Consider the following 24,679-nt stretch of genomic DNA (forward strand, 5'->3'; position numbering starts at 1 on the left):
CGACCGCTTGCATTGGGGGCGGCGAAGGCGCGGCCGAAGCTTATCATCGGCGCCATCGCCATGGTGCCCGCGATCATGTCGCGGCGGCTGAGAAAGGCTCTGCTCACGGACGATCTCCTATCGATACATGAATTCGGGGGAGGAAAGGAAAAAGATGTTCCATTCGCGATCGTTGACGGCCTTGGCCAATGTCGCCTGGGTCTGGGCGCTGAACCCGTTGCCCAGCCCGTCATGGTAGAAACGATTGCGGATATCGGGAAAGACCGGGGAAGCGGCGGCGGCTCCGTCTACAGGCCGGAATATCCCGCCCGCGCCGACCCCGATCTGGCGGGCGATATCGAACCGGCTCGACATCTGCCCCGGCGACGACCAAGTGGCGGACGTCATGCCATAGCCATCGGGCGTCTGCCAGCCATAGAGGGTGCCCCCCATATGGGCGATCCAGCCTACCACCGGCTGCGCGTTCACGATGACGCGGTCGCCATAGGATAGGCGTAACGCGGAAATGGCATATTGCACCGGGTTCTTGAAGCTCTTGCCCAGCGACGCGGCAAAGGCGGGATCGTCCACCATGGTGCGGATCACCTGGGCTATATCGCCCTTGGACTGCTGGAAGGTCTGCGCCATGGCCTGGATGGTGGCGGCGGGCGGATGGTCGCCCATGAAGAAGATCGCCAACTGGGTGGAGATGTGGCGCGCCGTCGCGGGGGATCCGGCAATCAGGTCCAGCGCCTGTTCCACTTCACCCATGCCGCTGCCCTTGATCACATGGCCCAGGAACATCTTGTCGCCGAAATCATGTTTGGCCGGATTGAATTCGAACAGGCCAGACCGGATGTAGAGCGGCTGCCATTGCGGCTTGATCGTCGGTTTTTCGGGGCCGATGCGCACACCCACGCCCGTCAGGATGCGGGCCAGTTCCTGGACATCCTTCTGGGTATAGCCAGTGCCCACGCCCATGCTGTGCAATTCCATGATTTCGCGGGCATAATTTTCGTTGATATGCCCGACCGCATTCAGGTCATTGTCCAGATAGCGCAACATGGCCGGGTGTCGCAGCGTCGCTTCCAGCAGGTCGCGGAAACGGCCCAGCGCGCGGGTACGCAGCGTGTCTTCATAATCGCCGACCATCGCCCTGATGTCGCGCTTGGTGGCGAAGACGTTGAAATGGTTGAACCAGAACCACGTCATCTGTTCGCGCAACTGGTCCGGCGCATAGAGCGCCCGCAGGACGAAGCGGCGCCGCGCCTCGTCGGCCAGGCCGTTCATGGTCTTTTCGTAGGCGATCCGGGCCGCCTCTCTCTGCTTGATGTCCTTCATCGCCGTAAAGGCGTGATATTGGGCCAGCATGTCCTGCGCCAATTGCGGCATCGGCGTCTTTTCGATCTGCATTGCGGCAATCTGCGCCGCGGCCGCGGGCGGCATCGCACGGGACGGGGGGCCGAGCTGGCCGGCAAGCCAGCGATCGACGCTGCCGCCGGAGGATGCAGGTGCCGTCGCTCCCCAGGTCAGCCGGTTGGCCCAGCGCATATCCATGGGCGCATCGTTCGCGGCGGCCTGTGCGACGATTGGCGAAACAGACGACAGGATCATGCCGAGAGCGACAAGAGCGGTCATGCGATTGGGTCGATTCATGGGTCCGGCTCCCTTTTCGGAGAAGAGCGCAAGATAAGCATGAAAAGGTGAATATAGGCTGTCGGATCGAGCGATGATCACCGTCGATGACGACCTTACGAATTTGTAATGTTCCGTACGTTCGAGCGTCTTGTGATCCGGTAACGTTGAACCATTTGCTCAGGTTTCGGTCTTTATGCGATATCCTGACCGTAAAATGCTGTCATTTGACTTGCAATCGCTCCATCGCATCGTTCCACGCCAGAGGATATGGAAAACTGGAGCGCGCGCCCATCCGACGGTCGCGACCGGTCAGGCCGCGCCGCTTTCGGACGGCAACGCGGCGCCCAGCTCCATTATCGACGGGAAGGGCATGGCAAGGGGGGGCATCAGATCAGCGTCCTGCAATATCTGGCTCAGGCCATCGCGCAGGCTGACGCTGGGCTGCCATTGCAGGACCTCCCTGGCGCGCGTGATGTCGAGGCAGGAAAATCTGGGATCGGTCCTGTCGGCTTCCACATTGACCTTGTTCAGTTCCAACCCGCTCAGTTCCTCGACCATGGCGATCAGCTGGTTGATCGAGGTGCCATGGCCCGTCGCGATGTTGACGACTCCTGCGCCCCTGGCATGCACGGCCGCGGCGATGGCTTTCTGAACGTCGATCACATTGACATAATCCCTCTGCATTTCGCCGGATCCCAGGATGTTGAAGACCGATCCTGTTTTCAACGCGCTGATCATGGTGGGAATGACGCCGAAGCCGGGCTTGATCGTCTGACCGGAGCCATAGGCGTTCGATACGCGCAGGATCGATACATCCAGTCCGATCTGCGCGGCCGACAGCAGACTTGTCTCGACGATCATCTTTTCCAGACCATATTCGGTCTGCGGATTGCAGGGCGATTGTTCGTTCAGGGACGCTAACGCCGTATTGCCGTAAATGGCGCCGCCGGATGATAGATAGATATAATGGGGATGGCGGCGATGGTTCAGGAGGCCATCGATCATTCGCAAATGGGGTCTGATCCGCGAATTAATGTCCCGCTGCTTGGTAATCCGACCGCGCCCCTGAGACACCAGATCGATGATGACATCGGCTTCGCTTAACCAGCCAATATCAATCGTCTCGAAATCTTCGATTATATAAGGTTCTGGAAGCTGAGGGATGGCGGAATAATTGGATTTTGTTCTTTTTACCCAGCGGAGGTTGATGCTATTGTCAAAAGAAAGATGGTTAAGAAGATTAATGCCGATAAATCCAGTTCCGCCAAGAACTATGACATTCTTTTTCATGCTACCATGGCCTGGCATTGAAATTCACCCCCAGAACTGTAACTTTTAAATATAGCCATATGGTCGATGTTTGAAATATGTATCGTGATACATCGCAATGTTAACTAACTTTAATCAAAAGATAATTTTAAATTTCCGCACCATTATCCTACGATCACGCCTGTATTGGAATGAAAGGTTTCGACAGGCGGCACTATTATATTTTGTCAATGCGTCGATAGCTTAACAAAAATGCCGCCATAAGTCCATTTGGCAACCATGCAGCGCACAATATTCGCCTGTGCCAAAAGGAGATGGCGTATGGCCCTTTGCGCCGGAAGCGCCGCGCCAAGGCGGGATCGAAAACATCTGCGATGACGTTTTTCGACATTGCAGGCGCGAACAGGCCAGAAAATTACTCGTGAAATCGTAAATCAGTATGGCGTTATCGGCGCACAATGTCCCTGAACATATATATTGAAGGGCAGAAGCGGATTTTTTGCCATCCACATAATGCACGCACGATGAATGGTCGGCTATTCGCCCCGGTCGGTGCGATCAGAACATCGCTCAGTAAGATGAAATGATTTGGGATCGCGATGCAAATGCAGGCGCATATAACCCGGCCATGCGTGGACTGCGGCCGTTATGATACCGCAGCTTGCAAAGGGGAATATCGGGCATAGCCCATGACCGTCATCGCATTGATGCAACGCTTCTCTATTTCCCGGATTTCGCTGATGTCCAATTCGTCCACCCAGCCATAGGCCTTGCCCACCCGGTAGAAATCCTTGCGCGTGTCATGCGCCAGGGTGCCTACATCGGCGGCGCGCAGCGCGTCGATGCCGTTTTTCTCGACGATCTCGCCCAGCAATGCCTTGGATGTCTTGAGGCCCGCCCATTTCAGGATGTCGGCCATATGCCTGGCCGTATCGGTCTTCAGCTTTTCATAATGGACGCACATCAGCCTGTCTGCGGACATATAACTGCGCGCGGCCAGATAGGCGAGCATATAGGATGTCCAGGATTGGCAGAAATCAGCGATAGGTTTATGCGTCCACCCGCCCCAACTCTCCTTGCTGGCCGCTTTGAAGGAGGCATAGACCGCCCTGGGATCACGGGCGACGAACAGGAATTTGGCGTCGGGTTGAATGCGCGCCACCAGTTCGTGGTACAAGATGTTGCCGGGCGTCTTTTCCAGAACGATCTTGCCCGGATCGGCCTTGGCCGCGATCCGCGCCAATGTCGTCTGCACGATAGGCGCCAGGATCGTATCGACGAACTCGGTTTCGTCGAAAATCGCGCTCAGGCCGTCCGACGCTTCCAGACTATATTCCTGATCGTACCAATCCTTGAGCGGCCCGACATATTTGTCGTACACATGCGTTTCCCGGCAGGTGACGGTATCGGGATGGGTCGCCAGCATGAAATGAACCCAGGACGTCCCGCTTCTGGGGCAGCCACCAACCAGAAGGGATGGAGCGTTCGCCAGGGTCATTGGCCGCTGACGATTTCGAAACTCGATATCCAGACACCCAGCGGCCTGATATCTTCGCCCATGCCATGTTCCGCCGGCCTGGAGGCATTCTCGACCTTGAACCGCAAGCAGAGTTCGCCGCTGATATCTGTCTTGGGCAGCGGGATTTCTATGATCCTGGACGGCTCGTTGCGAACGATACGATGCGTATCGATGACCTTGCCGGCATGGACGACGCGAAAGACGATGAAGCCGCCGACGCCCTTGGTCAGCGTGCCCATGTTCATCCGCAGCGTCAGATTGTGCTTGGGCGGCTTTTTGAACAGCATCTCGAATTCGGTCCATTCATTGACCGACCAGATGGCGCCGCCTTCGGGCTTGCCCCAACCGGTGGTGAAAGGACTTGCGCCATTTGGCAGATTTTCCACCTCATAGCGTTTATTTTCTTCCACCTCGAAGATATTGATCGCCAGCGTTTCCCGCAGCGCAGGATCGAGCAGCGGAAACGCGCGCAGCAGCGGTTCCGGATTCCAGGCGAGCGGTGCGACCAGCTCGCCGTCCAGACTGCTCTTCAGGTCGCGATAGGCCCGGGGCGCCACCCGGTCGGTGCCTTCATAATAGTCGGTATATTTGAAATCCGCCTCGAACTGGCTCGCCATGCGGGTGATCGCCTTGCCATAGACGTCGGCGAACACCAGGCCATGCAGCGAGCTGCTGATGACCCGCTTCGATGCCGAGATATAGGCCGCAACCGTAATAGGGTCCAGATTGGGGCGGATGACCATCAGCTTGTCTTTGAAGGGCGCGGTGAAATAGGGAAGGAACCGGTCGTCATTGATGTTGGGAATGACGATCGTTTCCGGCATCGGTACGCCGATGGCCTGCGCCGCCTTTTCCAGCTGCCCGCGCCGCGCCCTGATCTGCTCGTCATACAGCATCGGGAACAGCAGGCCTGGGTCGCCATAGACTTCCGGGCAATCGAACCCCTGGTCCCGCATCATGAAACGGGTCAGCGGCCCCCGGACGGACTTGAACTGGATGTTTGCGTTCTTTGGCAGGATGGACCGATGCTTGGAATTGACGCCCACCCCCCAGACGACGTCATTATCCTTCGCTTCGTGCAGGATCGAACCGATCGCCAGGATCTTGGAATGGGTCGACAGGACCGTCGGGATGATGTTGTAGTCCAGCTTGAATTTCCGGCACAGCGCCTGCACCACCATGGGACCGATCTCGTCCCCGAAATTGATGCTGTTGGCTGGCTTCCACGAATATACGTAAACATTCATCTCAGCTGGCAACCTCGATCTCGCGCATGGCATGTTCGGCGACCGCCAGTTGATACGCGGCTTTGTGCGCCATGCCGACGTTGGCCGGATCCTGCCTATTATAGTTGAAGGCGTTGACCTTATATTGTTTCACCATTCTGGCCACAGGATCCCCCTCGAAAGTCTGCTTGATGATCGAGACGGCTGATTTCACGTCCTCTGGAATGAAGATGCCGCCGGCTTCGGCCTTGCGCTGCACATCGCCCATCGAATTTTGATCGGGCACGAAGACCGGCTTCAACAGGGAATGGCCCAGAAACTGCACGCCCGAATTCAAGCGATCGAAGCGGGGCACCAGCAAGGCGTCGCATTGGCTGACCAGGCTGATCACCTGTTCGTTGGGCACTTTGAAGTGAATGCGTCGGGTCCGCCCGTCCCATTGGTCCCGAAGCCGGTGGATTTCCTTCCAGTGGATGAGGTCGGGGTGTATCGCCCCGGCAAAGATCATCTGATAGCGCTCATGGCCCAGCGCTTCACTGACCTCCAGGCAGAAATTCAGTTCCTTTTCGGTCCTTATATGACCGAATACCAGTATCTTGATCTTGTCGGATTCGAAAACCTTGTCTTCGAACGGCTGATTGTCCAGACGGAAATAGGGCTGGTAGTCGCCATGCGGCACGATCGCCGTCCTGACGTCCTTGAGGCCGTTGACCTTGCCGTGATGGCGGCCGTAAGGCTCGATATTCTCCGAACTTAGATGACATATGACCGTGGCATAATCCGCCAGCGCCTGCATCAGGCGTGCCCGGTTCTTGCCATAGGTCGGCATCAGGTCGAAATTATGCGCCGTATAAAGGATCGGGCATAGCGCGGCGATGGCTTGCATGCGCTGCTCGAACAACCGGATCTGTTCGTCGCTGGGCACTTTCCAGTGGAACAGGGATTCGATCCATTCGATGTGCAGGATGTCGCCCGGTCCGAATTCATGGTCCCAGAAGGACGCGACGCCGGTCGTGACATTTTCCGGGCCGAGAATTTGTTGCAGGCCGTCGCGCAGCGTCACCACATAGGCGTTGGGCGAACTGTCCTGCACCTCTTCGGCGACATAGACGTGGAAATCCTCCCGCTTTGGCGGCAGTGACGAATATTCCTGCGGAAAGGCGATTGTCTTGGGGATGCTCCATAATTGATCGAAGGGCGCAAAGCTCTCCTTCGGGGCGGAACGCCCATAGACTTCCTTCAATTCCGAAAAGGAGGTGAGGATGTCGGCGTCATCCATCGCCTTGGATTCCTGCAGCGTGGACAGGATGCCATCCCATGCGACCTTCGCTTCGCCTTCGAAACTATATTCGGCGCGCAGGGGGCCGGTATAATGGCGCATATAATCTTGCAGATCGGGGTCGAACGTGTTGTTCCACCGCGTATCGATCGGAACGACATTATAATCCTCGACCAACCGGATGAGATGGCCGTTTTCGCCCCACCCGACATTATGTCGACTGGAAATCGGCTTCCCCAGACTGGCGACCCATTTGGCGAAGAAATCGAGCGACAGCGCATTGCGATAGGCGAAGATGACGCCGGCGTTCACCCGCCCCGAATGGCCGGCGACGACGCCGATCGGCTTTTCACTGGATACGGCCAAATGGATTGGCGGGCATCCGGGCTGAATGCCGACATCGGTATCCATATACAGGACATAGTCGTTTTTCAGCAAAGCGCCGTATAGCAGCAACGTTTTCAGCCAGATATTTTCACGGCCGAGTGCCGGGCTGCCTTCCTGCGAGACGCAGACATAGGTATATCCATGGCGCTCGCAATATTCTCGTTGGCTTTCGACCGCTGAGGCAAAGGCGACATCATAGCCCCCCTGGCCAAGAGAAAAAACGAGAACACGAGACGCCATGAAAATACCTATGCAATCTTAATCGTCTAAAATAGGCCGAAAGCCATATTGCATTGATCAATACCAAGTACCCGGCTTTATGATCTGAAAGCGTTTGATGGCGACCCACGTAATTTCGTCATTATGGCGCAAATAACCAAAAGTAATATCGCCGTTCTTCTGGCTGCTGACGCTGACGACGCGGTCCATGTTGACGAACAGAAATTTTCCGTCGCTTAATTCACACTGGATCATTTATTTGGTCCCTTTCCTGCCTTTTACTACTATCTGGATAGGGCCATTGACTGCCAACCTCAACCGGTTTTCAGCCAAAGGCCACACCCGACATCAACCGGTTGATATCGCCCCATAACGCGAAGCCGCCCCGGCAACGGACCCGCGCAATGTGCCATGCCCGCGATTGCGACTATGCCCGATAGCTGGCGCTGGCTTCTGCGCAGTGCCGCCGTAAGCAGCTATCTGCTGGTTCCGGCTCTTATCCAATAAAGCCATAGAACAGATTTTCCAGCGCGTGCATAGAATAATGGTTGTTGGTATAATCCCAGGCATTGCGGGCGCGGGCGGCCGCTTCGTTGCGGTCGGTCAGGGCTTGGACGACGGCATCGGCGAAGGTGTCCGCTTCGCTGGCCAGGAACATCAGTGCTTCGGGGTCCTGCAACCCCTGCGCGCCGATCGGCGTCGTCACCAGCGGCACGCCCGAAGCCATGGCTTCGATCACCTTGCCCTTGACCCCGCCGCCAAAGCGCAGCGGCGCGATCACCAGAGAAGTTTCCGCATAGAGGGTCGACAGGCGATCGTCGCTGACGAAGCCGGCGACTTCCACCCCGTCGCCTTCCAACGCCAGGATGCTCTCGGGCGCATTGGACCCCACGATGGTCAGATGCACCTGGCCTAGCCTTGCCTTGACGATCGGCAGGATGTTCTGGACGAACCAGATGATGCCGTCGGCATTGGGGGTGTGGTTGAAACCGCCCACGAACAGCAGGTTGAACGCCGTCTTCTGCGCGATGGTGCCCAGCATCTGCCCGCTCAGCGCGAACATCTCCTTTTCAAAGGCATAGACCGGCAACGCCCTGTAGGTGCGATTGCCGCCCAGTTGCTGCTCGACCAGATCGACTTCGCTCTGGTCGGGATACAGCACGACATCGGCCTGCGCACAGACATCGAGTTCCTGGCTGCGCATCAGGCGGATGTCCACGTCGGAGACCGCTTCGCCCACGGACTGTGCCGTCATCAGGCGCTTGAAGTGCAGATCATGCCCATAATAGATGATCTTGATCGCCTCGTTCGTCGCCCGGATGGTCTTCAGGTAATTGGGCGCGATATGCGGCCTGTTGACGAAGACGGCATCGTAAAGATCGCTGCGCGCCTGCAGAAATTCGCCGAACTTATCGCGATATTCGCCGCCATAAATGACTTCGATGCCCATTTCCTGCAGCGTGGGCGTATATTGCGGGTCGCGCCACAGATTGTCGGGCCAGAACGTCACGGCATAGCCTTGGCTCAACAGCGCCTTGATGCACATGAAGGTCGAACGCGATCCGGCATCGCGGTCCCATTGGGGCACATAATGGTCGATCACCAGCACATGCTTCTTGCCGAAGGACCGGTCGCGCGCGCGCAGCACATTCTGCGCGTTGGGGAAATGGTCGCGTTCCAGCACCGACCGCCAGCGTTCAAGGAAGGTCGCCTGGTTCTTGACCTGATAGGCCTTGATCCCGGAATTGAGGTCGCGGCCATGGCTGCGACCTTCATGGTGCAGCACTTCCGACGCCGGGTTCAGCACGGTGCGATAGCCCGCCTCGCGCAGGCGGAACGCGATATCGGCGTCCTCGCAATAGGCCGGCGCGTAGATTTCGTCGAAACCGCCCATGGTGCGCCAGATCTCGGTCGGGATGGCGATCGCCGCGCCGGAGATATAGTCGACGTCCTTGAGATAGTTGAACTCGGCCGCGCGGGCATTGGCGCCGCGCCCGAAATTCCACGCCGAACCGTCGTTCCAGTAGATGCCGCCCGCTTCCTGCAGGGTACCGTCCCAGCTGATGAGCTTGGACCCGGCCAGGCCGACCCCCTCATGGACCTCGAACGTGTCGAGCAGGGCGTCGAGCCAGAAGGGCATGACCAGCGTGTCGTTGTTGAGCAGGATGACATGGCGACCACGGGCCTGCTTCGCCGCTTCGTTGCAATTGCCCACGAAACCATAATTGCGGGGCTGGCGCAGATAGCGCACGACGCCGCCCAAGGTGGCGATGAGCTGCGGGGTCGCATCGCTCGATCCGTCGTCGGCGACGATGATCTCATAGGATGCGGACGCCCTGTCTTCCAGCACCGAACAGATACACAGCAGCGTGTCGATCACATTATTATAGACCGGGATGATGATCGAGGCGTCCGGTTGACCGGGCAGGGCGGCGACGCGCGCCGCCGACATCACCTTGATCCGGTCCGAAATCTGCCGACAATGGCTGGAGGACGGGAAGGTTTCCGGCATGTCCTGATAGGCGGCCATCACCGAACAAAGATAGGTGTAGAGGTCGATTTCGCCTTCGTGGTGGCCTTCGACCAGGAAGTCGCGCATTTTCTGCGGAATCCAGAAATCGTTCAGGCGCTCTGGCGGCCATTTCGGGGCCACGACCGTCGGTGCTGGCGCCGGGGCAGCCGGCGCCTGTGCTTCAGTTGCCGGAGCAGTCGGTGCCTGTGTTTCAGCCGCCTGTGTTTCAGCTGCCGGGGCTTCGGGCACCGGGGCTTCGGGCGTCGGCGCGGCGACCTCTTCGGGCAGGGGCGGCAGGGGCAGCGGCGGATTGTCCAGCATGAAGTCGAGCAGGCTCAGCGATCGGTCCGCGCCCGTCAGCAGCGTTTCCCACGCCGGGTTGACGGACGAAAGCGGGATTTCGCGCTTTTCGGCGCGGCCATAGACGATATAATGGGTCAGGGGTTCAAGCCCGCCCTTCGCGACGTCGGGATAGCGATCCAGATAGCTTTGCGGATTGAACAGCGGATTGGGCGCCCGCCCTTCGCGCCAGCCAAATTCCAGATAATGTTCGAGCGGGCTGATCGCCAGCGTCGGCAGCAGGTCACGATTCTGGTTCAGATACCAGTCGTTGAGGAAATAGGGGTGCGGATTGCGCCCTTCGCGCCAACCCATCTCCAGATAATGGCGCAGCGGGCAAACGCCTTCCGCCGCGACGTCGGGATTTTTCTGGAGATAATAGGAGGATGCGAACAGCGGATGCGGATCGAGCGTCCACAGGCTGGAATCGCGCAGATAGCGGCCCAGGCGCACGCCCTCGGCATAGGGCGATTGTTTGGCGAGCCATTGGCTGTCGAACAATTTCGTGCGGAAAGGCGCGGCGTCGCGATCGAACTTCCGTCGCAACCGCTTGACCGCCAATTCCTGGACCGCGGGCCTTGGCTGGTGGACGATATGCGCCTGCACCTCTTCCGCCGCGTCGACGATCTGCTGGCGGATGGTGCCATGCACCTGGACGAAACGTTCCAGCTCCCTGCGCGCGATGGCCTGCTGCCTGCTGGCGGCCTTGGCGGCGATGGTTTGCGCCGGGCGCGACGGGCCGGACTGCAGGGTCGCGAGCGGGGCGGCGTGGGTTGCCTGTGCGACCCCGGCCTTTGCGATCCTGGCCTGCGCGGCATCCTGCTGCGCGCGATCCAGCGCGGCGGTCGCCTCGGCCAGTTGCTGCCGCAGGGCTGCCATCTCCTGTTGGGTTTCTAGCTGCGTGCGCTCGACCCTGCCAGTCGCCTCGGCCAGCTGCTGCTGCAGAGCCGCGACATTATACTCGGTTTCCTGCTGCGCCCGTTCCAGGTCGGCGGTTGTATCCGCCAGTTGCTGGCGCAGGGTCGCCTCGTTATTCTCGGCCGCCTGTTGCGCGCCTTCCAGCGTGGAGACCGCTTCGGCCAGTTGCTGCCGCAGCACCGCCATGTCCTGCTCGGACGTCGTCAGCGCGGCCCGTTCCGCTGCGATCTGCTCCCGGGCGGCATCGATTTCGCTGCGCGCCTGCTGGCTTTCCAGTTCCAGCACCGTCTGCGCGTCGGCCAGGTCCGCCTGGGCCTGGGCAAGCGCCGCACGGATCGCCGCGGCGTCTTCCTCGACCGTGGCGAGCCGGACCTCGACGACCTTGGCCGCCTCCAACTGGTCGCGCTGGGTCGCCACCGTCTCACTGGCGTCATTCAACCGGCTCTGGATTTCGCGGCTCTGAGCCTGCTCCTGTGCAAGCCATCCCTGGCTCTCGGCCAGTTCGCGGGTTCGGTCCTCAAGCCGCGCGCGCAGGGTCTGGCCTTCGCTATGTTGCTGGGCCAGCTGGGCGGTGACGGTCGCCAGTTCGATGCTGACGCTGGTCAACTGCTCCTGCCGGGCTGCGACATCCTTCTGGGCCAGGTCCAGCTGGTCGCGCTGCGCCGCTATGATATGGTTGAACCCACCGATCTGCGCGCGCAGCCCTTCAGCTTCGCCGCGTTCGCGGCCCAGCTGGCCGTTGGCCTCCATCAGCTGCGAACCGAGACCCGATAGCTGTTCCTGCTGGGCGGCCGCCATCTTCTCGGCGGCGTCCAGCTTCGTGCGCAGGCTAGCGGCGTCGCGCTGTTCCCGGTCCAGCATGGCATTGACATTGACGAGGCGCAGCTGCGTCTCGGCCAGCTCCTCGCGCAACGCCGTCGACGTGCGTTCTGTCGTCGCTAGCGTTTCCGCCATCTCCTGCGCGGCATCCAGCTGGCTGCGCTGCGTCGCCATCAACTGGTTCAGGCCGAACAGCTTTTCGACGATGGCATCGGCGTCCGTCGCGACCATCGTGCCGGTCATCCGCGCCAGCAGGCGCGAAAAGGTCACGGTCGATGCCGCGTCCATGGTCAATTGATTATAGCGCGCGTCCAGTTGCGCCTTGTCGTTCAGCGCCTTGTCCAGGTCGGCCTGCAGCGTCTGCAGTTGCGCCTGCGCATGGCTGAGTTCGAGGCGCAGAAGCGCGTCGTCCTGGCCCGGTTCGCTCGTCTCCGTCGGGTCGCCGCCGACCTGGTCCAGCCATCGCGCCTCGTTGCGCGGCATGAACAGGCTTGCGCCTGTCTCTTCGGCGGACAGGGGTTTCATGGAACAGAGCGCGATGATCCGGTCGGGCTGGTCCGATATGATTTCATCGGCCCGAACTTCGGGAACGCCATCCTTGACATCGCCCAGGAAGGTCATTGCGCTGGGCAGGTTCGCCCGCTGCTTGTTCTGGTTCAGGCGGAAACTGAGCGAAACCTTGCCCAGGCGCAGGCCGGTCAGTTGGACGTAGCCGAAATGCCGATTCAACATTTTGCGGAATTGCGCGGCAGGGCTAGCGCCGCTGTCCGACGACAGGGGCGCCTGTTCATGGCGCAGCGCATGGTTGGCGGGAACGCCGGACGCTGACGTGATGAAGAGGCCATCTTCCTTCAGCACGCGCTTCAATTCTAAGATGAAGCCCTTCTGATCCTGGGTCAGGGCCGTAACGTCGTTGCAGATGACCACATCGAAATGGCTGTCGTCGAAGGGCAGGTCGGCAAGGTCACTGGACAGGAACTGGATAGTCTTGGTCTGGCCGGCATGCTGCTTTTCCGCGTCGGCGATAACGGCCTTGTCGGCGCTGAGGATGGTCACGGACGCTGCGCGCTCGGCCAGCAGATATGTCCCATGGATCGCGCCGCCCACGACATCCAGGACACGCTTGCCTTCAACATGCTCACGACACAGCGTGTAACAGTGGAGATGTTCGTAACTAATCCGGCTTATGCGCTCCGCAGTATCCAACATTTCCCGTCCTTGTGACATTATGTATACGGCCTCGCCTTTGTCATTTTTTTATATATCTTATGTGAAACAATACCAAAATTGGCGGATTTTGTATAAAAATCTGGGATTTTCCAATTAGGCAAATTTGTCATCGACAAATTATATCTATAAAATAAATCTACAGGGTTGAATAATATTCTATTGCCGTGTCGATGTCGTCATAAATGGCTGCATCGCCTTTGTGAATAACGACGGCCTTGGTGCAGAATTGTTTGACGAAATCCATACTGTGGGATGCGACGATCATGCCTCGGTCGGTACGTTTTTCGAACATCTCTTCCTGGCATTTGCGCTGGAAATTCTGATCACCCACCAGAATGACCTCGTCGATCAGATAACAGTTGAACTCGATCGCCAGCGACAGCGCGAAGGCGAGACGGGCGCGCATCCCCGATGAATAGGTCTTCACCGGCATCCGCAACTGCCGACCCAGTTCGGTGAATTCCTCCACGAACTGCCGGACCCGGTCATAGTCGCGCTGATAGATGCGGGCGATGAAGCGGGTATTGTCATAACCGGTCAGACTGCCCTGAAACGCGCCGGTAAACCCCAGCGGCCAGGATACCGACATCTTGCGGACGATCCTGCCGGAGGTTGGCAGTTCCACCCCGCCGATCAGCTTGATCAGCGTGCTCTTGCCCGCGCCGTTGCGGCCCAGCAATGCGATCCGTTCGCCCGGCTGCACGACCAAGTCGATACCGTTCAGAACCTGCTTGTGCTGGCCATGATGCTTGTAGGATTTGGTGACATTGTCGCAAATGATCATTCGACGCTCAACTTCCTGCGCACGACCCGACACAGGATCAGCCCGAACACCATGCAGACGACCGAACAGCCGATGGGATTCCAGATATTGTAATAGGCCGTTATATCCGCCCCCCAGATGCCCTTGCGCATCATTTCCATGCAATTCACGAACGGCGACAGCAGCAGATAGGGGCGCACACTGGGATGCGCCCAAGATACCAGATAGAGCAACCCGGAAAAGGGGATCATGACATAAGTCGTGACCGGCACGAACTTTTCCATCGCTTCCGACATTTCGGACAAGGGCGCGATGATCAGGCACAACGACAGACAGAATAGGGCGTAGAGAAACCAGCCCGCGATCAGCAATCCGACATCGTCGGGAATAGGAAATTCGCCGACGAAATACAGCACCACGGCCATGAAGACATAGGCCATCATCCCGCCCAGCAGTTCGATGATGAACCGGGCGAAGATGAAATCTACGACCTTGATCTGACGATGGTATAACAGGCTCTGGTTGACGGTGAACACCGCCACGCTGCGCGACACGCTGTGCCGGAACAGGGTGATGGGGATATAGCCCGTCGCTACGAAGGCCATAATGCCCATTCCATGTTCGGTCGCGCCATGGGTGAAATGCCAGATGATGCCGACCAGGCCGCCGAATAGCAGCGGTTCGGCCATGATCCACAGAAAGCCGATATTTTCCCGACCGAAACGGGTGATCAACTCACGGATCATCAACGCATGGATGACGCGGACCTGGATAGCCCAGCCATTACGAAGCTTATGCAGGCCGCCTTCCGCCATGTCAGTCGTCCGATGCGTGCTCGAGAATGCCGATCCTGAACATCCACATGATGAAATACAGGCACAGCGCGGCGGCAAAGACGGTGATGATGTTGATCAGCCGCTTGGGCAGCAGCGGCGTGTCGGGCAGGTTGGGATTGACCACGCGTTCCAGATAGAATTGCTGGCGCTGCGCTTCCGACCGGGCTTGTACCAGCGCGGCATTGGCCGCATTCAAACTCTGGGTCGAAAATTCCTGTTCCACCAGCAGATTTTCATAGCCGCCCATCTTGGACGCGATGCCGTTGCCATTGCCTACGACCCGGCTGTCCTGCCCGGCAATCTGCACCGAAATGGCGTTGATGCGGTTGCGCAGCGCGGGGATGGATGGATTGTTCGGCGCCACCTGCCGCATCAGGTCCAGTTGCGCCTGCAGCGTAGCCCGTTCGGCCACCATGGCGTTGGCGATTTCCAACACACCGCCCGCTTGCTTGCTGGGATCGATCAGCGCCTGGCTGTTGCGATATTGCGAGAGGAGCAGGCGCGCGCTCCTGGCGCGCTCGGTGGCCAGCGCGACCTGCGCCTGCGCTTCGGCGATGCCCTTGCTCTGCGCCCGGGTATTGAGGCGGTTGACCAGCGCTTCGCTCAGTTCCAGCAGCTGCCGGTTGATGACATAGGCATCCTGGGGCGTGAACGCCTTGACCTTGATCGTCGCCGTGCCCGTTTCGCTGTCCATCCGCGGATCGACCATCTTGTCGTAGAATTTGAACAGGCTTTCAAAGCTGTGATCGCCAAAAGGCATCGGGAAACGGCTCAGGAAATCGGCCTGGGACGTCGAAAAACGCTCCCGGATCTGAATGTCCTTTTCCAGTTCCTTGAGCGCGTCGCGCGACCGCACATAGGCCAGCACTTCGTTCGCCTGCTCCTGCCCGCTCGACAGGCCCGTCGTCTGCACCAGATTGGCCAGCGACGACGTTTGCGACCGCTTCTGGTCCGGGCTCTTGATCGTGAACCGCGATTCCGAAATATAGATATCGGAGGCGATCAGGCCGTAATAGAGGATAGCTAGGACGGTCGGCAGGACGACGCAAAGCAGGAACATGCGCCGTTTCTTGAACCATTGCAGGGGCGTTTCGTGACGAACCGGCGTCTCGGCGTCGAGGGAGATGGCGTTCATAAATTTGTGCAGCGCCTCAAGGGTAACCTAAACGCCCTTGCGCTAGGCTAACATGGCTCTAGGCGCAAGGCCAAGAAGCGTGCGGCGCCCGGCGCGAAGCATAAATTGGTGCACGCGCGAGAGGAACTATTGTCCATTCTTGGATCGCAATGCTAAGGCGTCTCGCTAATAAGCCGCAGCCTTTGAGATATTATCCATGCACGTTAAGAATAGCGTTTATTTGGCCCTGCTTACAGGCCTCGCCGGCTGCGCCACCTTGCCTTCCAGCGGTCCCACTGGCGGACAGATCGAAAAATCCGCCGTCTCGCCGAAAGACGGAACGTCTATCCAGTTGGTTCAGATCCAGGCGGCGACCGACATTCCGGCCCCGGCCATCGCCGCGTCCCCTTCGTCCTTCCTGCCGGTCATGGCGCCGACCCCGACCAACATGGTCGGCCCGGGCGATATATTGGACATCAACATCTATGAAGCAGGGGTCACCCTGTTTTCAAGCGGTTCCAACACGGGCGCGCTGTCGCAAATCTCCAACACGCCCGGCGTCCAGGTGCAGAAACTGCCCCCTACCCGGGTCGATGATCAGGGCGACATCGTCATTCCCTATGCCGGGACGCTGCATGTCGCGGGGCTGACGACCAATGAGGTCGAAGCGACGATCCGCAACTCGCTCAAGCGCCTGTCGCAAAATCCGCAGGTGCTGGTGACGTTGAGCCAGGTCATCACCAACTCGATTATCGTGGGTGGCGAAGTGGCCAAGCCCGGTCGCCTGGTGCTGCAGACGAATCGCGAAAGCCTGTCCGACGTCATCGCCCTGGCCGGCGGTTATCGCGGGGATTCGAAGGATCTGATGGTCCGCATCCTGCGCGGCAGTTCCAGCGCGGACATCCGTATCAACGACATGGTCGAAGATCCCACGCTCGACGTGCGCATCCGTCCGGGCGACCGGCTGATGCTGGTGGACGATCCCCGCACCTATTCCATCCTCGGCGCGTCGGGCCGGGTGGAGCAGGTGCCCTTCCGCCGCTCGACCGTGTCGCTGGCCGAAGCGGTCGCAACCGCCGGCGGCACCAATCCCAATCTGGGCGATCCCGCCGCCATCTTCCTGTTCCGCTACACGCGCGATGCGCAGGGGCAGGAAGTGCCGATCGTCTATCATCTCAACATGATGAACACCGGCGCCTACTTCCTGTCGCAAAAATTCGTGATGCAGGACAAGGACGTCCTCTATTTCGGCAATGCAGCAGCCAATCAACCCAGCAAGCTTGTCCAGCTCATCAGTCAGCTATTCTCGCCCATTCTGACCGTAACCAGTGCGGTATCTGTCATACAAAGGTGATTTTGCACGTCCATTGTGCAATTCATCGTTGATGACAGCGATATGGTTATAAGGAATGACATGGATATCCAGACTTACGACATAGCCGGCGTCGCGCTCCTCACTCCGCGCCATATCGGCGATGAGCGGGGCTATTTCGCGGAAACCTTCCGCGCTGATCTGTTTGCCGACCGGATCGGCACCTTTGATTTCGTACAGGATAATGAATTGCGCAGCGCCCGCGTCGGCACCATTCGCGGCCTGCATTTTCAAAGCGATCCCCATGCCCAGGGCAAGCTGGTGCGGTGCACCGCCGGCGCCTTGTTTGACGTTGCCGTCGACATCCGGCAGGGATCGCCCACCTACGGGCAGTGGGTGGCCGAAACGCTGACGCCCGACAATGGCAAGCAGCTCTGGGTGCCGCCCGGCTTCGCCCATGGCTTCTGCTCGCTGGAGCCGGATACGGTCATCGCCTACAAGGTCAGCGGCGGCTATTACAGCGTCGCATGCGACAAGGGGCTGGCCTGGAACGATCCAGCGATCGGCATCGTCTGGCCCGATGTCGCCGACGCCGATACGCTCTCAGCCAAGGATCGGGTGCAGCCGCTGCTCGCCGATCTTCCTGCCTATTTCACCTGCCAAAACCTCATTGGGAGCGTCTGACCCATGCGCGTAATCGTCACCGGCGGTGCCGGCTTCATCGGCTCGGCTCTCGTTCGCTATCTGGTGCTGGAAAAGGGCTATGACGTCCTGACCATCGACGCGCTGACCTATGCAGGCTGCGAAGCCTCGCTCAAGGAAGTCGAGGGCAAGAACACGCACCAGTTCCTGCACGCCAATATCTGCGACCGCGCGGCGATGGATGCGGCGATCACCGGGTTCAAGCCGGATCGCATCATGCATCTGGCCGCCGAAAGCCATGTCGACCGCTCGATCACCGGCGCGGCCGACTTCATCCAGACGAACGTCGTGGGCAGCTTCACCCTGCTGGAAGCCGCGCGCGCCTATTGGAACGGCTTGGAAGGCGATGCGAAGGCCGCATTCCGCTTCCTCCACGTCTCGACCGACGAAGTCTATGGCTCGCTGGGCGACGAAGGCCTGTTCGAGGAAACCACCCCCTACGACCCCAGCTCGCCCTATTCGGCGTCGAAGGCCGCATCCGACCACCTCGCCAAGGCGTGGCAGCGCACCTATGGCCTGCCGGTAGTGGTGTCCAATTGCTCGAACAATTACGGGCCGTACCACTTCCCCGAAAAGCTCATTCCGCTGACCATTCTCAACGCGCTCGCGGGCCGCAAACTGCCGGTCTATGGCAAGGGTGAGAATATCCGCGACTGGCTCTATGTCGACGATCACGCCCGCGCGCTGGACATCATCATCGAAAAGGGCACGCCCGGCGAAACCTACAATGTCGGCGGCCGCAACGAGCGCAAGAATATCGACGTCGTACTGCGCATCTGCGCGGTGCTGGACGAATTGGTGCCGACCGACAAGCCCCGTGCCGAGCTGATCGAATATGTCACCGATCGTCCGGGCCATGACGCCCGCTATGCGATCGACGCGACCCGCCTGGAAAATGAATTGGGCTGGAAGGCGCAGGAGAATTTCGACAGCGGCATCGAAAAGACGGTGCGCTGGTATCTGGAAAACCAATGGTGGTGGCAGCCGCTGCGCGATCAATATGACGGCCAGCGTCTGGGCCTCGACACTGCGGCGCCCGCCCCCATAGCGTCCGGGGTGCCTGCATGAAGATCGCCGTGACCGGGACGACCGGACAGGTCGTCACCAGTCTGATCGAACGGGGTGCCGCTGCCGGGCATGACGTGATTGCGATCGGTCGCCCCGATCTCGACCTTGCCGATCCGGCCTCGATTGCGCGCGCGCTGGCCGCCGCCGCCCCTGACATCATCGTCTCGGCCGCCGCCTATACGGCGGTGGACAAGGCGGAGAGCGAGAGCGACCTTGCCCATGCCGTCAACGCCGCAGGCGCGGGCGCGGTGGCGCAGGCGGCCAGAGCGCTGGGCGTGCCGCTCATCCATATCTCGACCGACTATGTCTTCGACGGGATGCTCAACCGCCCCTATGTCGAAAGCGATCCCACCGGTCCCACCGGCGTCTATGGCGCATCCAAACTGGCGGGCGAACAGGCGGTTCTCGCCACCCATGACGACAGCGCCGTGCTGCGCGTCGCCTGGGTCTACAGCCCGTTCGGCAATAATTTCCTCAAGACCATGCTGCGTCTGGCGGGCGACCGCGACCAAGTGTCGGTGGTGGCCGATCAGGTCGGCAACCCGACCAGCGCGCTCGCGATCGCCGATGGCATATTGGCCGTAGCTACCAATATGGTATCCGATAGTAGCCCTGGGCTGCGCGGTATCTTCCATATGACGGCGCAGGGCGAAGGCAGCTGGGCCGATTTTGCGCAAGGGATCTTCGCCGCGTCTGCGGCGCGCGGCGGACCATCGGCGTCGGTACGGCCGATCGGTACGGCCGACTATCCCACGCCCGCCACCCGTCCGGCCAATTCGCGGCTCGCCTGCCGCAGGATCGCGGACGTCCATGGCGTCACTCTGCCGGACTGGCGCACGTCGCTGGACGATGTGATGGACAGGCTGCAACCGGCAACCAACTGATCTTTTTGGGGACGACGGATTATGAAGGGTATCATTCTCGCCGGGGGTAGCGGTACGCGTCTCTATCCGATGACGCTGTCGACCTCGAAACAGCTTATGCCTGTCTATGACAAGCCGATGATCTATTATCCGCTCAGCACGTTGATGCATGCGGGCATCCGCGAAGTCCTCATCATCTCCACCCCGCGCGACCTGCCTGCCTTCCGGTCGCTCCTGGGTGACGGCGCCGCCTGGGGCATGACCATCGAATATGCGGAACAGCCCAGCCCCGACGGCCTGGCCCAGGCCTATATCATCGGCGCCGATTTCGTCGCGGGGCAACCGTCCGCGCTGATCCTGGGCGACAATATCTATCATGGCCACGGTCTGCCCGAAATCCTCGCCAGCGCCTCGTCGCGCAGCAGCGGCGCCAGCGTCTTCGCCTATCATGTCAACGATCCCGAACGCTATGGCGTGGTCAGCTTCGACAAGGACATGAAGGCCGTCTCGATCGAGGAGAAGCCGGAAAATCCCCAGTCCAACTGGGCGGTCACCGGCCTCTATTTCTATGACGCACAGGTCGTGGACATCGCCGCCAACCTCCAGCCCTCGGCGCGCGGCGAGCTGGAAATCACCGACGTGAACCGCGTCTATCTGGAACGCGGCGAACTCAATGTCGAAATCATGGGCCGCGGCTATGCCTGGCTCGACACCGGCACGCCCGACAGCCTGCTCGACGCCGCCGACTTCGTCCGCGTCCTCGAAAAGCGCCAGGGCTTCAAGATCGCCAGTCCCGAAGAGATCGCCTTCCGGCAGGGTTTTATCGATGGACCGCAGCTGGAAAAGGCGATCGTCAAGCTCGGCAAGTCCGACTATGGTCGCTATTTGCGCGGCGTACTGGCCGAAGGCTGAACGCCGATTGGACCTTTTCCTGCAAGGATAGTTACAGCAGGATGCTGACACAAAAGCTTTCCCGCCATTATGTCGAAAAGCCATGGGGCCGAACCGACCTTCCCCGATCTTCGCTACTGATACAGGGCAAAAGATCGGGGAAGTCTGGTTCGAAAGTCCTGACGGGCGCGACTTGCCGTTGCTAGTCAAATATATCTTCACCAGCGAACGGCTGTCGATCCAGGTCCATCCCGACGATGCGCAGGCGCACGCCAGGGGGCTGGCGCGCGGCAAGGAGGAAATCTGGTATATCCTCGATTGCGCGCCCGGCGCGACGCTGGGCATCGGCCTGACTGCGCCCATGACCCCGGACCAGTTCCGCGCCGCCGCACAGGACGGATCGCTGGAACAGTGGATAGACTGGAAACCGGTCAAGCCGGGCGACTGCTATTTCATTCCGGCGGGAACGGTCCATGCGATCGGCGCGGGCATCATATTGGCCGAGATTTAGCAGAATGCCGACGTCACCTATCGCCTCTATGACTATGGCCGCCCCCGCGAACTGCATCTGGAAGACGGCGTAGCGGTCAGCCGCCTCCAGCCTTATGACCGCGCCCTGATCGAAGCGCCGCTGGGCAACGAAGCGCGGCTGATCGGTGACGATGAAGCCCCCTTCTCGCTCGATCTCGTCCACTGGAACGAAGACCGGACTGTCAATGTGCCCCCTGGCAAGCTGCTATGGTTCACGCCGCTCACCGGCGCGGGGACGGTCAATGGCTTGTCCTGGGAACAGGGCGACTGCCTGCTGCTGGAGGGCGACTGCGCCTTCACCCTGACGGCAGGCCCGGTGTCCGCCCTGCTCGCCATACCGCGCTGAACGGGATGGCGCAGGCCCGACCTGCCGTCATCGCAAAGAGGACAAGTGGGTGGATTTGGTGAGGAACGCGGACGATCCGCCTCCACCCCGCGCGCATCGAATGCGCCGCAAGCCATTGAAAATAAATGAAAAACTGACGGGGTGCGTTCAATCGCGCTGATCCGCCCGTAATAAATCATTATTTATCAATGGCTTGCGACTTCGCTTACGCGAGCAACTGTTTCACTCGCTGTCTCACAACGACAGTGCAGCCCTCCCGCCGACCGTGCAGCCCCGCCCCCAATCAGGCCGGAATGCGGTAATCCCGCACCAGCGCCAGCGCCTCTCCATTGAGCGTCGCCGCCCGTTCCGCACTGTCGCTCTCGGTATAGCAGCGCAGCTCCGGCGCATTGCCGCTCGGTCGCAGATGGATGATGTCGCCGCCGTCAAAATGGATACGCAGCCCGTCGGTCCGGTCGATGCCGTCCGCCTTGCCCGCCAGCGTCCCGAACATGGCCGTCAGCCGCGCCAGGATGGCGGCCTCGTCCCCCTGCTCCAGATGCGCGATCAGCGCCTGGCTCTGTGCGGTCGGATAGTCCTGCAACCGCTCGCTGAACGTATAGCGTTCGGGCAATTGCGCCTGCAGCGCCGACAATGTCACGCCCTGCCGCCGCGCATCGACCAGCACCGACAGGATCGGCAGCACCGCGTCCCGCGTCGGCAGCGCGCCCAGGGTCCGCCCCCCGACGTCGACCGGGGTCGCCAGCAGAAAACCGCCATTGGCCTCATAGCCGCACACGCTCGCCTGACCATCGGCGACCAGCGCGTTCATCGCCTCGATCACGAAGGGCGACCCGATCCGCGTCCGTCGCACGGCGTCGAACAGACCCGACAGTTCGACCGCGCTGTTGCCGCTGACCGGCGTCGCGATCGCCGCGATGCCCAGCGCCCGCGCGCTCAATATGCCCAGCACGTCGCCGCGCATCCAGACGCCCTGTTCGTCCGCCAGCAGCGGCCGATCGCTGTCTCCGTCGGTCGACAGGATCGCGTCCAGTTGAAGGTCCGCCGCCCATTGCCGCGCCAGCTTCTGGTCTTCGGGACGGACCGCTTCGGTATCGACGGGAATGAAGCGATCCGACCGGCCCAGCGATACCGCTTCCCCGCCCAGCGCCGCGACCAGCGCGACCATGATGTCGCGGCCGACCGCCGAATGTTCATAGACGCCAAGCTTCATGCCCGCCAGCGCCTGCACGCCGAAGGCATCGACATAGCGCGCGATATAGGGCGTGGCGGCATCCACTAGCGGCTCTGCGGGCGCTGCATCCTTCAACATCCCGTCCTCGTCGAACAGGTCGGGCAAGGCAACGGCCTGCGCCCGGATCGCCAACTCGTCGGGCTTGAGCACTTCACCGTCGGTGCGGTTGAACTTGATGCCGTTGCGGTCGTCGGGGATATGGCTGCCCGTCACCATCAGCGACGGGATATCGCGTTCAAATCCGTAAGCCGCCACCGCCGGTGAAGGCACGAACCCGCAATGGTCGACCTCTCCACCCATATGCCGCACCGCCGCAGCGCAGGCCGCCATGATGCGGGGGCTGGACGGGCGCAGATCACCGGCGATCGCGACATGGGTGCCGGGCGCGAACTGCCCGATGGCAGACAGATGCTGCAGGAAGGCGGCGGTATAGGCGAAGCAGACCCGGTCCGTCATCGCACTGACCAGCCCACGCGCACCGCTGGTGCCGAACGCGACGCCGGACTGCGCCATCAGGTCGGCGATGGAAACATTTTGGGTCATGCGGCGTCGTCCGCCGCCTTGAGCGCCTTGATCGCGTCGGTCACCTGTCGGACCTTCTGCGATTCCCCGCGCTTCAGGATCATGACGTCGCCCTGTGACACGACAACGATCAGGTCATCGACATCGACCAGCGTGACGCGCGGCCCGTCGCTATGGACCAGGCACCCTCGTGCGCCCAGCAGCAATGCGTCGCCTCGCACGGCATTGTCGCTTTCGTCCCGGTCGCTCACCGCATGGAGTGAATCCCAGCTGCCCACGTCCGACCAGCCCATCGCGACCGGCACGCAGGCGACCTGGCTTTCGCGCTCCATGATCGCATAATCGACCGAGTCCGACGGGCATTGCGCAAACAGGGCGTCGTCGGGATAGACGCGCCCGCCTCTTTCTCCGCCTTCACGCCGGGCCTGTGCCAGCGCTTGGCGCACCATGTCCAGCATCAGTGGCTGATGGCGTTGCAGCGCGGCCAGATAGGCGTCGGCGCGGAACAGGAAGATCCCCGCGTTCCAGCTATGATTGCCTTCCGCGAGCATTCGCTGCGCATTGGCCAGGTCGGGCTTCTCAACAAAGCGCTCTACCTCATGCACTTCTGCGCCGCACACCCGGCCCATCTGGATATAGCCATAGCCGGTTTCCGGCCCGTCAGGCGTGATGCCGAAGGTCACCAGCCATCCTTGCGCCACCAGCGGCAGCGCGCGGGCAATAGCGTCGTGAAAGGCGGGCAGGTCGGCGATGACATGGTCGCTCGGCATCACCAGCAACGCCTCATCCCCCTGCGCCTCCAGCGCGGCGAGGGTGATCGCAGGTGCGGTGTTGCGGCCGACCGGCTCCAGCATCAGCGTATAATCCGCGATGCCGGCCTCGCTCATCTGCTCGTCGATCCTGTCGGCATGGGCGGCGTTGGCCACCAGGATGGGACGGCCCACGCGCGCCGCAGCCAGATCCTGCGTGCGCACTGCGGTCAGTTGCAGCATCGTTTCAGGGGCGGTCAGCGGCAAAAGCTGCTTGGGACATTCGGGTCGCGACATCGGCCACAGGCGCGTGCCTGATCCGCCAGACAGGATGACGGGAAGGATGGTCATGAGGTCGCTGGTCATATTTCGCCTGGATCGCGTTGAAGTGCATCTTATGGCAGCCCGCCACAA

Annotated in this window: 19 protein-coding genes; 7 read left to right on the forward strand and 12 right to left on the reverse strand. The window is 60.5% G+C overall.

Annotated features, from left to right (window positions below; translation table 11 throughout):
- Nucleotides 1-117: 117 nt before the first annotated feature.
- From U5A89_RS05320 to U5A89_RS05365, 10 genes are all read right to left on the reverse strand, one after another.
- Entirely contained in the window at nt 118-1,635 is a 1,518-nt protein-coding gene (locus U5A89_RS05320) for a DUF1800 domain-containing protein (protein WP_338160172.1), read from the reverse strand.
- 291 nt (nt 1,636-1,926) lie between these two features.
- Nucleotides 1,927-2,907: an NAD-dependent epimerase/dehydratase family protein gene (locus U5A89_RS05325; RefSeq protein ID WP_338160173.1), complete on the reverse strand. Its 981-nt coding sequence runs from the start codon at nt 2,905-2,907 to the stop codon at nt 1,927-1,929.
- A 625-nt stretch (nt 2,908-3,532) separates the two neighbouring features.
- The gene (locus U5A89_RS05330; protein ID WP_338160174.1) at nt 3,533-4,384 is read right to left on the reverse strand and encodes a sulfotransferase family protein; all 852 of its coding nucleotides are present in this window, start codon (nt 4,382-4,384) and stop codon (nt 3,533-3,535) included.
- Entirely contained in the window at nt 4,381-5,652 is a 1,272-nt protein-coding gene (locus tag U5A89_RS05335; protein ID WP_338160175.1) for a polysaccharide pyruvyl transferase family protein, read from the reverse strand. Before U5A89_RS05335 ends, U5A89_RS05330 begins: the two co-directional genes overlap by 4 nt.
- A gap of 1 nt (nt 5,653) precedes the next feature.
- The gene (locus U5A89_RS05340; protein ID WP_338160176.1) at nt 5,654-7,537 is read right to left on the reverse strand and encodes a glycosyltransferase family protein; all 1,884 of its coding nucleotides are present in this window, start codon (nt 7,535-7,537) and stop codon (nt 5,654-5,656) included.
- A gap of 57 nt (nt 7,538-7,594) precedes the next feature.
- Complete coding sequence (locus tag U5A89_RS05345; protein WP_338160177.1) at nt 7,595-7,771, reverse strand: hypothetical protein; 177 nt, start codon at nt 7,769-7,771, stop codon at nt 7,595-7,597.
- Nucleotides 7,772-8,012: 241 nt separating this feature from the next.
- Nucleotides 8,013-13,313 (reverse strand): glycosyltransferase, encoded by a 5,301-nt coding sequence (locus tag U5A89_RS05350; protein WP_338160178.1) that lies wholly within the window; start codon nt 13,311-13,313, stop codon nt 8,013-8,015.
- 157 nt (nt 13,314-13,470) lie between these two features.
- Nucleotides 13,471-14,118 (reverse strand): ABC transporter ATP-binding protein, encoded by a 648-nt coding sequence (locus tag U5A89_RS05355; protein WP_338160179.1) that lies wholly within the window; start codon nt 14,116-14,118, stop codon nt 13,471-13,473.
- Nucleotides 14,115-14,912, reverse strand: coding sequence for an ABC transporter permease (locus U5A89_RS05360; RefSeq protein ID WP_338160180.1), 798 nt, complete (start codon nt 14,910-14,912; stop codon nt 14,115-14,117). Before U5A89_RS05360 ends, U5A89_RS05355 begins: the two co-directional genes overlap by 4 nt.
- A 1-nt stretch (nt 14,913) precedes the next feature.
- A complete protein-coding gene (locus tag U5A89_RS05365) occupies nt 14,914-16,068 on the reverse strand; it encodes a KpsE/RkpR family capsule polysaccharide export protein (RefSeq protein ID WP_338160181.1) in 1,155 nt (384 codons plus the stop codon).
- Between the two features lie 220 nt (nt 16,069-16,288).
- On the opposite strand from U5A89_RS05365, the gene U5A89_RS05370 reads away from it, so the two are divergent.
- From U5A89_RS05370 to U5A89_RS05400, 7 genes are all read left to right on the forward strand, one after another.
- Nucleotides 16,289-17,401, forward strand: a complete 1,113-nt coding sequence (locus tag U5A89_RS05370) for a polysaccharide biosynthesis/export family protein (RefSeq protein WP_338160182.1) — start codon at nt 16,289-16,291, stop codon at nt 17,399-17,401.
- Nucleotides 17,402-17,461: 60 nt separating this feature from the next.
- Entirely contained in the window at nt 17,462-18,043 is a 582-nt protein-coding gene (gene rfbC, locus U5A89_RS05375; protein ID WP_338160183.1) for a dTDP-4-dehydrorhamnose 3,5-epimerase, read from the forward strand.
- 3 nt (nt 18,044-18,046) lie between these two features.
- Nucleotides 18,047-19,129, forward strand: coding sequence for a dTDP-glucose 4,6-dehydratase (gene rfbB / locus U5A89_RS05380; RefSeq protein ID WP_338160184.1), 1,083 nt, complete (start codon nt 18,047-18,049; stop codon nt 19,127-19,129).
- Nucleotides 19,126-20,013 carry a dTDP-4-dehydrorhamnose reductase gene (gene rfbD / locus U5A89_RS05385; RefSeq protein WP_338160185.1) on the forward strand — a complete coding sequence of 296 codons (888 nt, stop codon included), beginning with the start codon at nt 19,126-19,128 and terminating at the stop codon, nt 20,011-20,013. Before rfbB ends, rfbD begins: the two co-directional genes overlap by 4 nt.
- A gap of 21 nt (nt 20,014-20,034) precedes the next feature.
- Nucleotides 20,035-20,904: a glucose-1-phosphate thymidylyltransferase RfbA gene (gene rfbA / locus U5A89_RS05390; RefSeq protein WP_338160186.1), complete on the forward strand. Its 870-nt coding sequence runs from the start codon at nt 20,035-20,037 to the stop codon at nt 20,902-20,904.
- Between the two features lie 82 nt (nt 20,905-20,986).
- Nucleotides 20,987-21,394, forward strand: coding sequence for a type I phosphomannose isomerase catalytic subunit (locus U5A89_RS05395; RefSeq protein ID WP_338160187.1), 408 nt, complete (start codon nt 20,987-20,989; stop codon nt 21,392-21,394).
- A 207-nt stretch (nt 21,395-21,601) separates the two neighbouring features.
- Entirely contained in the window at nt 21,602-21,760 is a 159-nt protein-coding gene (locus tag U5A89_RS05400) for a hypothetical protein (protein WP_338160188.1), read from the forward strand.
- 283 nt (nt 21,761-22,043) lie between these two features.
- Here the strand turns inward: U5A89_RS05400 and U5A89_RS05405 are convergent, their stop codons facing one another.
- Both U5A89_RS05405 and U5A89_RS05410 read right to left on the reverse strand, forming a co-directional pair.
- The gene (locus U5A89_RS05405; RefSeq protein ID WP_338160189.1) at nt 22,044-23,537 is read right to left on the reverse strand and encodes a phosphomannomutase; all 1,494 of its coding nucleotides are present in this window, start codon (nt 23,535-23,537) and stop codon (nt 22,044-22,046) included.
- Complete coding sequence (locus U5A89_RS05410; RefSeq protein WP_338160190.1) at nt 23,534-24,631, reverse strand: mannose-1-phosphate guanylyltransferase; 1,098 nt, start codon at nt 24,629-24,631, stop codon at nt 23,534-23,536. The genes U5A89_RS05405 and U5A89_RS05410 overlap by 4 nt, the downstream gene beginning before the upstream one ends.
- Nucleotides 24,632-24,679: the final 48 nt, after the last annotated feature.

This window comes from Sphingobium sp. HWE2-09, assembly GCF_035989265.1.
GTDB lineage: Bacteria > Pseudomonadota > Alphaproteobacteria > Sphingomonadales > Sphingomonadaceae > Sphingobium.

What these genes read in the sequence shown, in the direction of transcription:
- U5A89_RS05320 (WP_338160172.1), bottom strand. Translation starts at nt 1,635, where the DNA reads ATGAATCGACCCAATCGCATGACCGCTCTTGTCGCTCTCGGCATGATC.
- U5A89_RS05325 (WP_338160173.1), bottom strand. Translation starts at nt 2,907, where the DNA reads ATGAAAAAGAATGTCATAGTTCTTGGCGGAACTGGATTTATCGGCATT.
- U5A89_RS05330 (WP_338160174.1), bottom strand. Translation starts at nt 4,384, where the DNA reads ATGACCCTGGCGAACGCTCCATCCCTTCTGGTTGGTGGCTGCCCCAGA.
- U5A89_RS05335 (WP_338160175.1), bottom strand. Translation starts at nt 5,652, where the DNA reads ATGAATGTTTACGTATATTCGTGGAAGCCAGCCAACAGCATCAATTTC.
- U5A89_RS05340 (WP_338160176.1), bottom strand. Translation starts at nt 7,537, where the DNA reads ATGGCGTCTCGTGTTCTCGTTTTTTCTCTTGGCCAGGGGGGCTATGAT.
- U5A89_RS05345 (WP_338160177.1), bottom strand. Translation starts at nt 7,771, where the DNA reads ATGATCCAGTGTGAATTAAGCGACGGAAAATTTCTGTTCGTCAACATG.
- U5A89_RS05350 (WP_338160178.1), bottom strand. Translation starts at nt 13,313, where the DNA reads ATGTTGGATACTGCGGAGCGCATAAGCCGGATTAGTTACGAACATCTC.
- U5A89_RS05355 (WP_338160179.1), bottom strand. Translation starts at nt 14,118, where the DNA reads ATGATCATTTGCGACAATGTCACCAAATCCTACAAGCATCATGGCCAG.
- U5A89_RS05360 (WP_338160180.1), bottom strand. Translation starts at nt 14,912, where the DNA reads ATGGCGGAAGGCGGCCTGCATAAGCTTCGTAATGGCTGGGCTATCCAG.
- U5A89_RS05365 (WP_338160181.1), bottom strand. Translation starts at nt 16,068, where the DNA reads ATGAACGCCATCTCCCTCGACGCCGAGACGCCGGTTCGTCACGAAACG.
- rfbC (WP_338160183.1), top strand. Translation starts at nt 17,462, where the DNA reads ATGGATATCCAGACTTACGACATAGCCGGCGTCGCGCTCCTCACTCCG.
- rfbB (WP_338160184.1), top strand. Translation starts at nt 18,047, where the DNA reads ATGCGCGTAATCGTCACCGGCGGTGCCGGCTTCATCGGCTCGGCTCTC.
- rfbD (WP_338160185.1), top strand. Translation starts at nt 19,126, where the DNA reads ATGAAGATCGCCGTGACCGGGACGACCGGACAGGTCGTCACCAGTCTG.
- rfbA (WP_338160186.1), top strand. Translation starts at nt 20,035, where the DNA reads ATGAAGGGTATCATTCTCGCCGGGGGTAGCGGTACGCGTCTCTATCCG.
- U5A89_RS05395 (WP_338160187.1), top strand. Translation starts at nt 20,987, where the DNA reads ATGGGGCCGAACCGACCTTCCCCGATCTTCGCTACTGATACAGGGCAA.
- U5A89_RS05405 (WP_338160189.1), bottom strand. Translation starts at nt 23,537, where the DNA reads ATGACCCAAAATGTTTCCATCGCCGACCTGATGGCGCAGTCCGGCGTC.
- U5A89_RS05410 (WP_338160190.1), bottom strand. Translation starts at nt 24,631, where the DNA reads ATGACCAGCGACCTCATGACCATCCTTCCCGTCATCCTGTCTGGCGGA.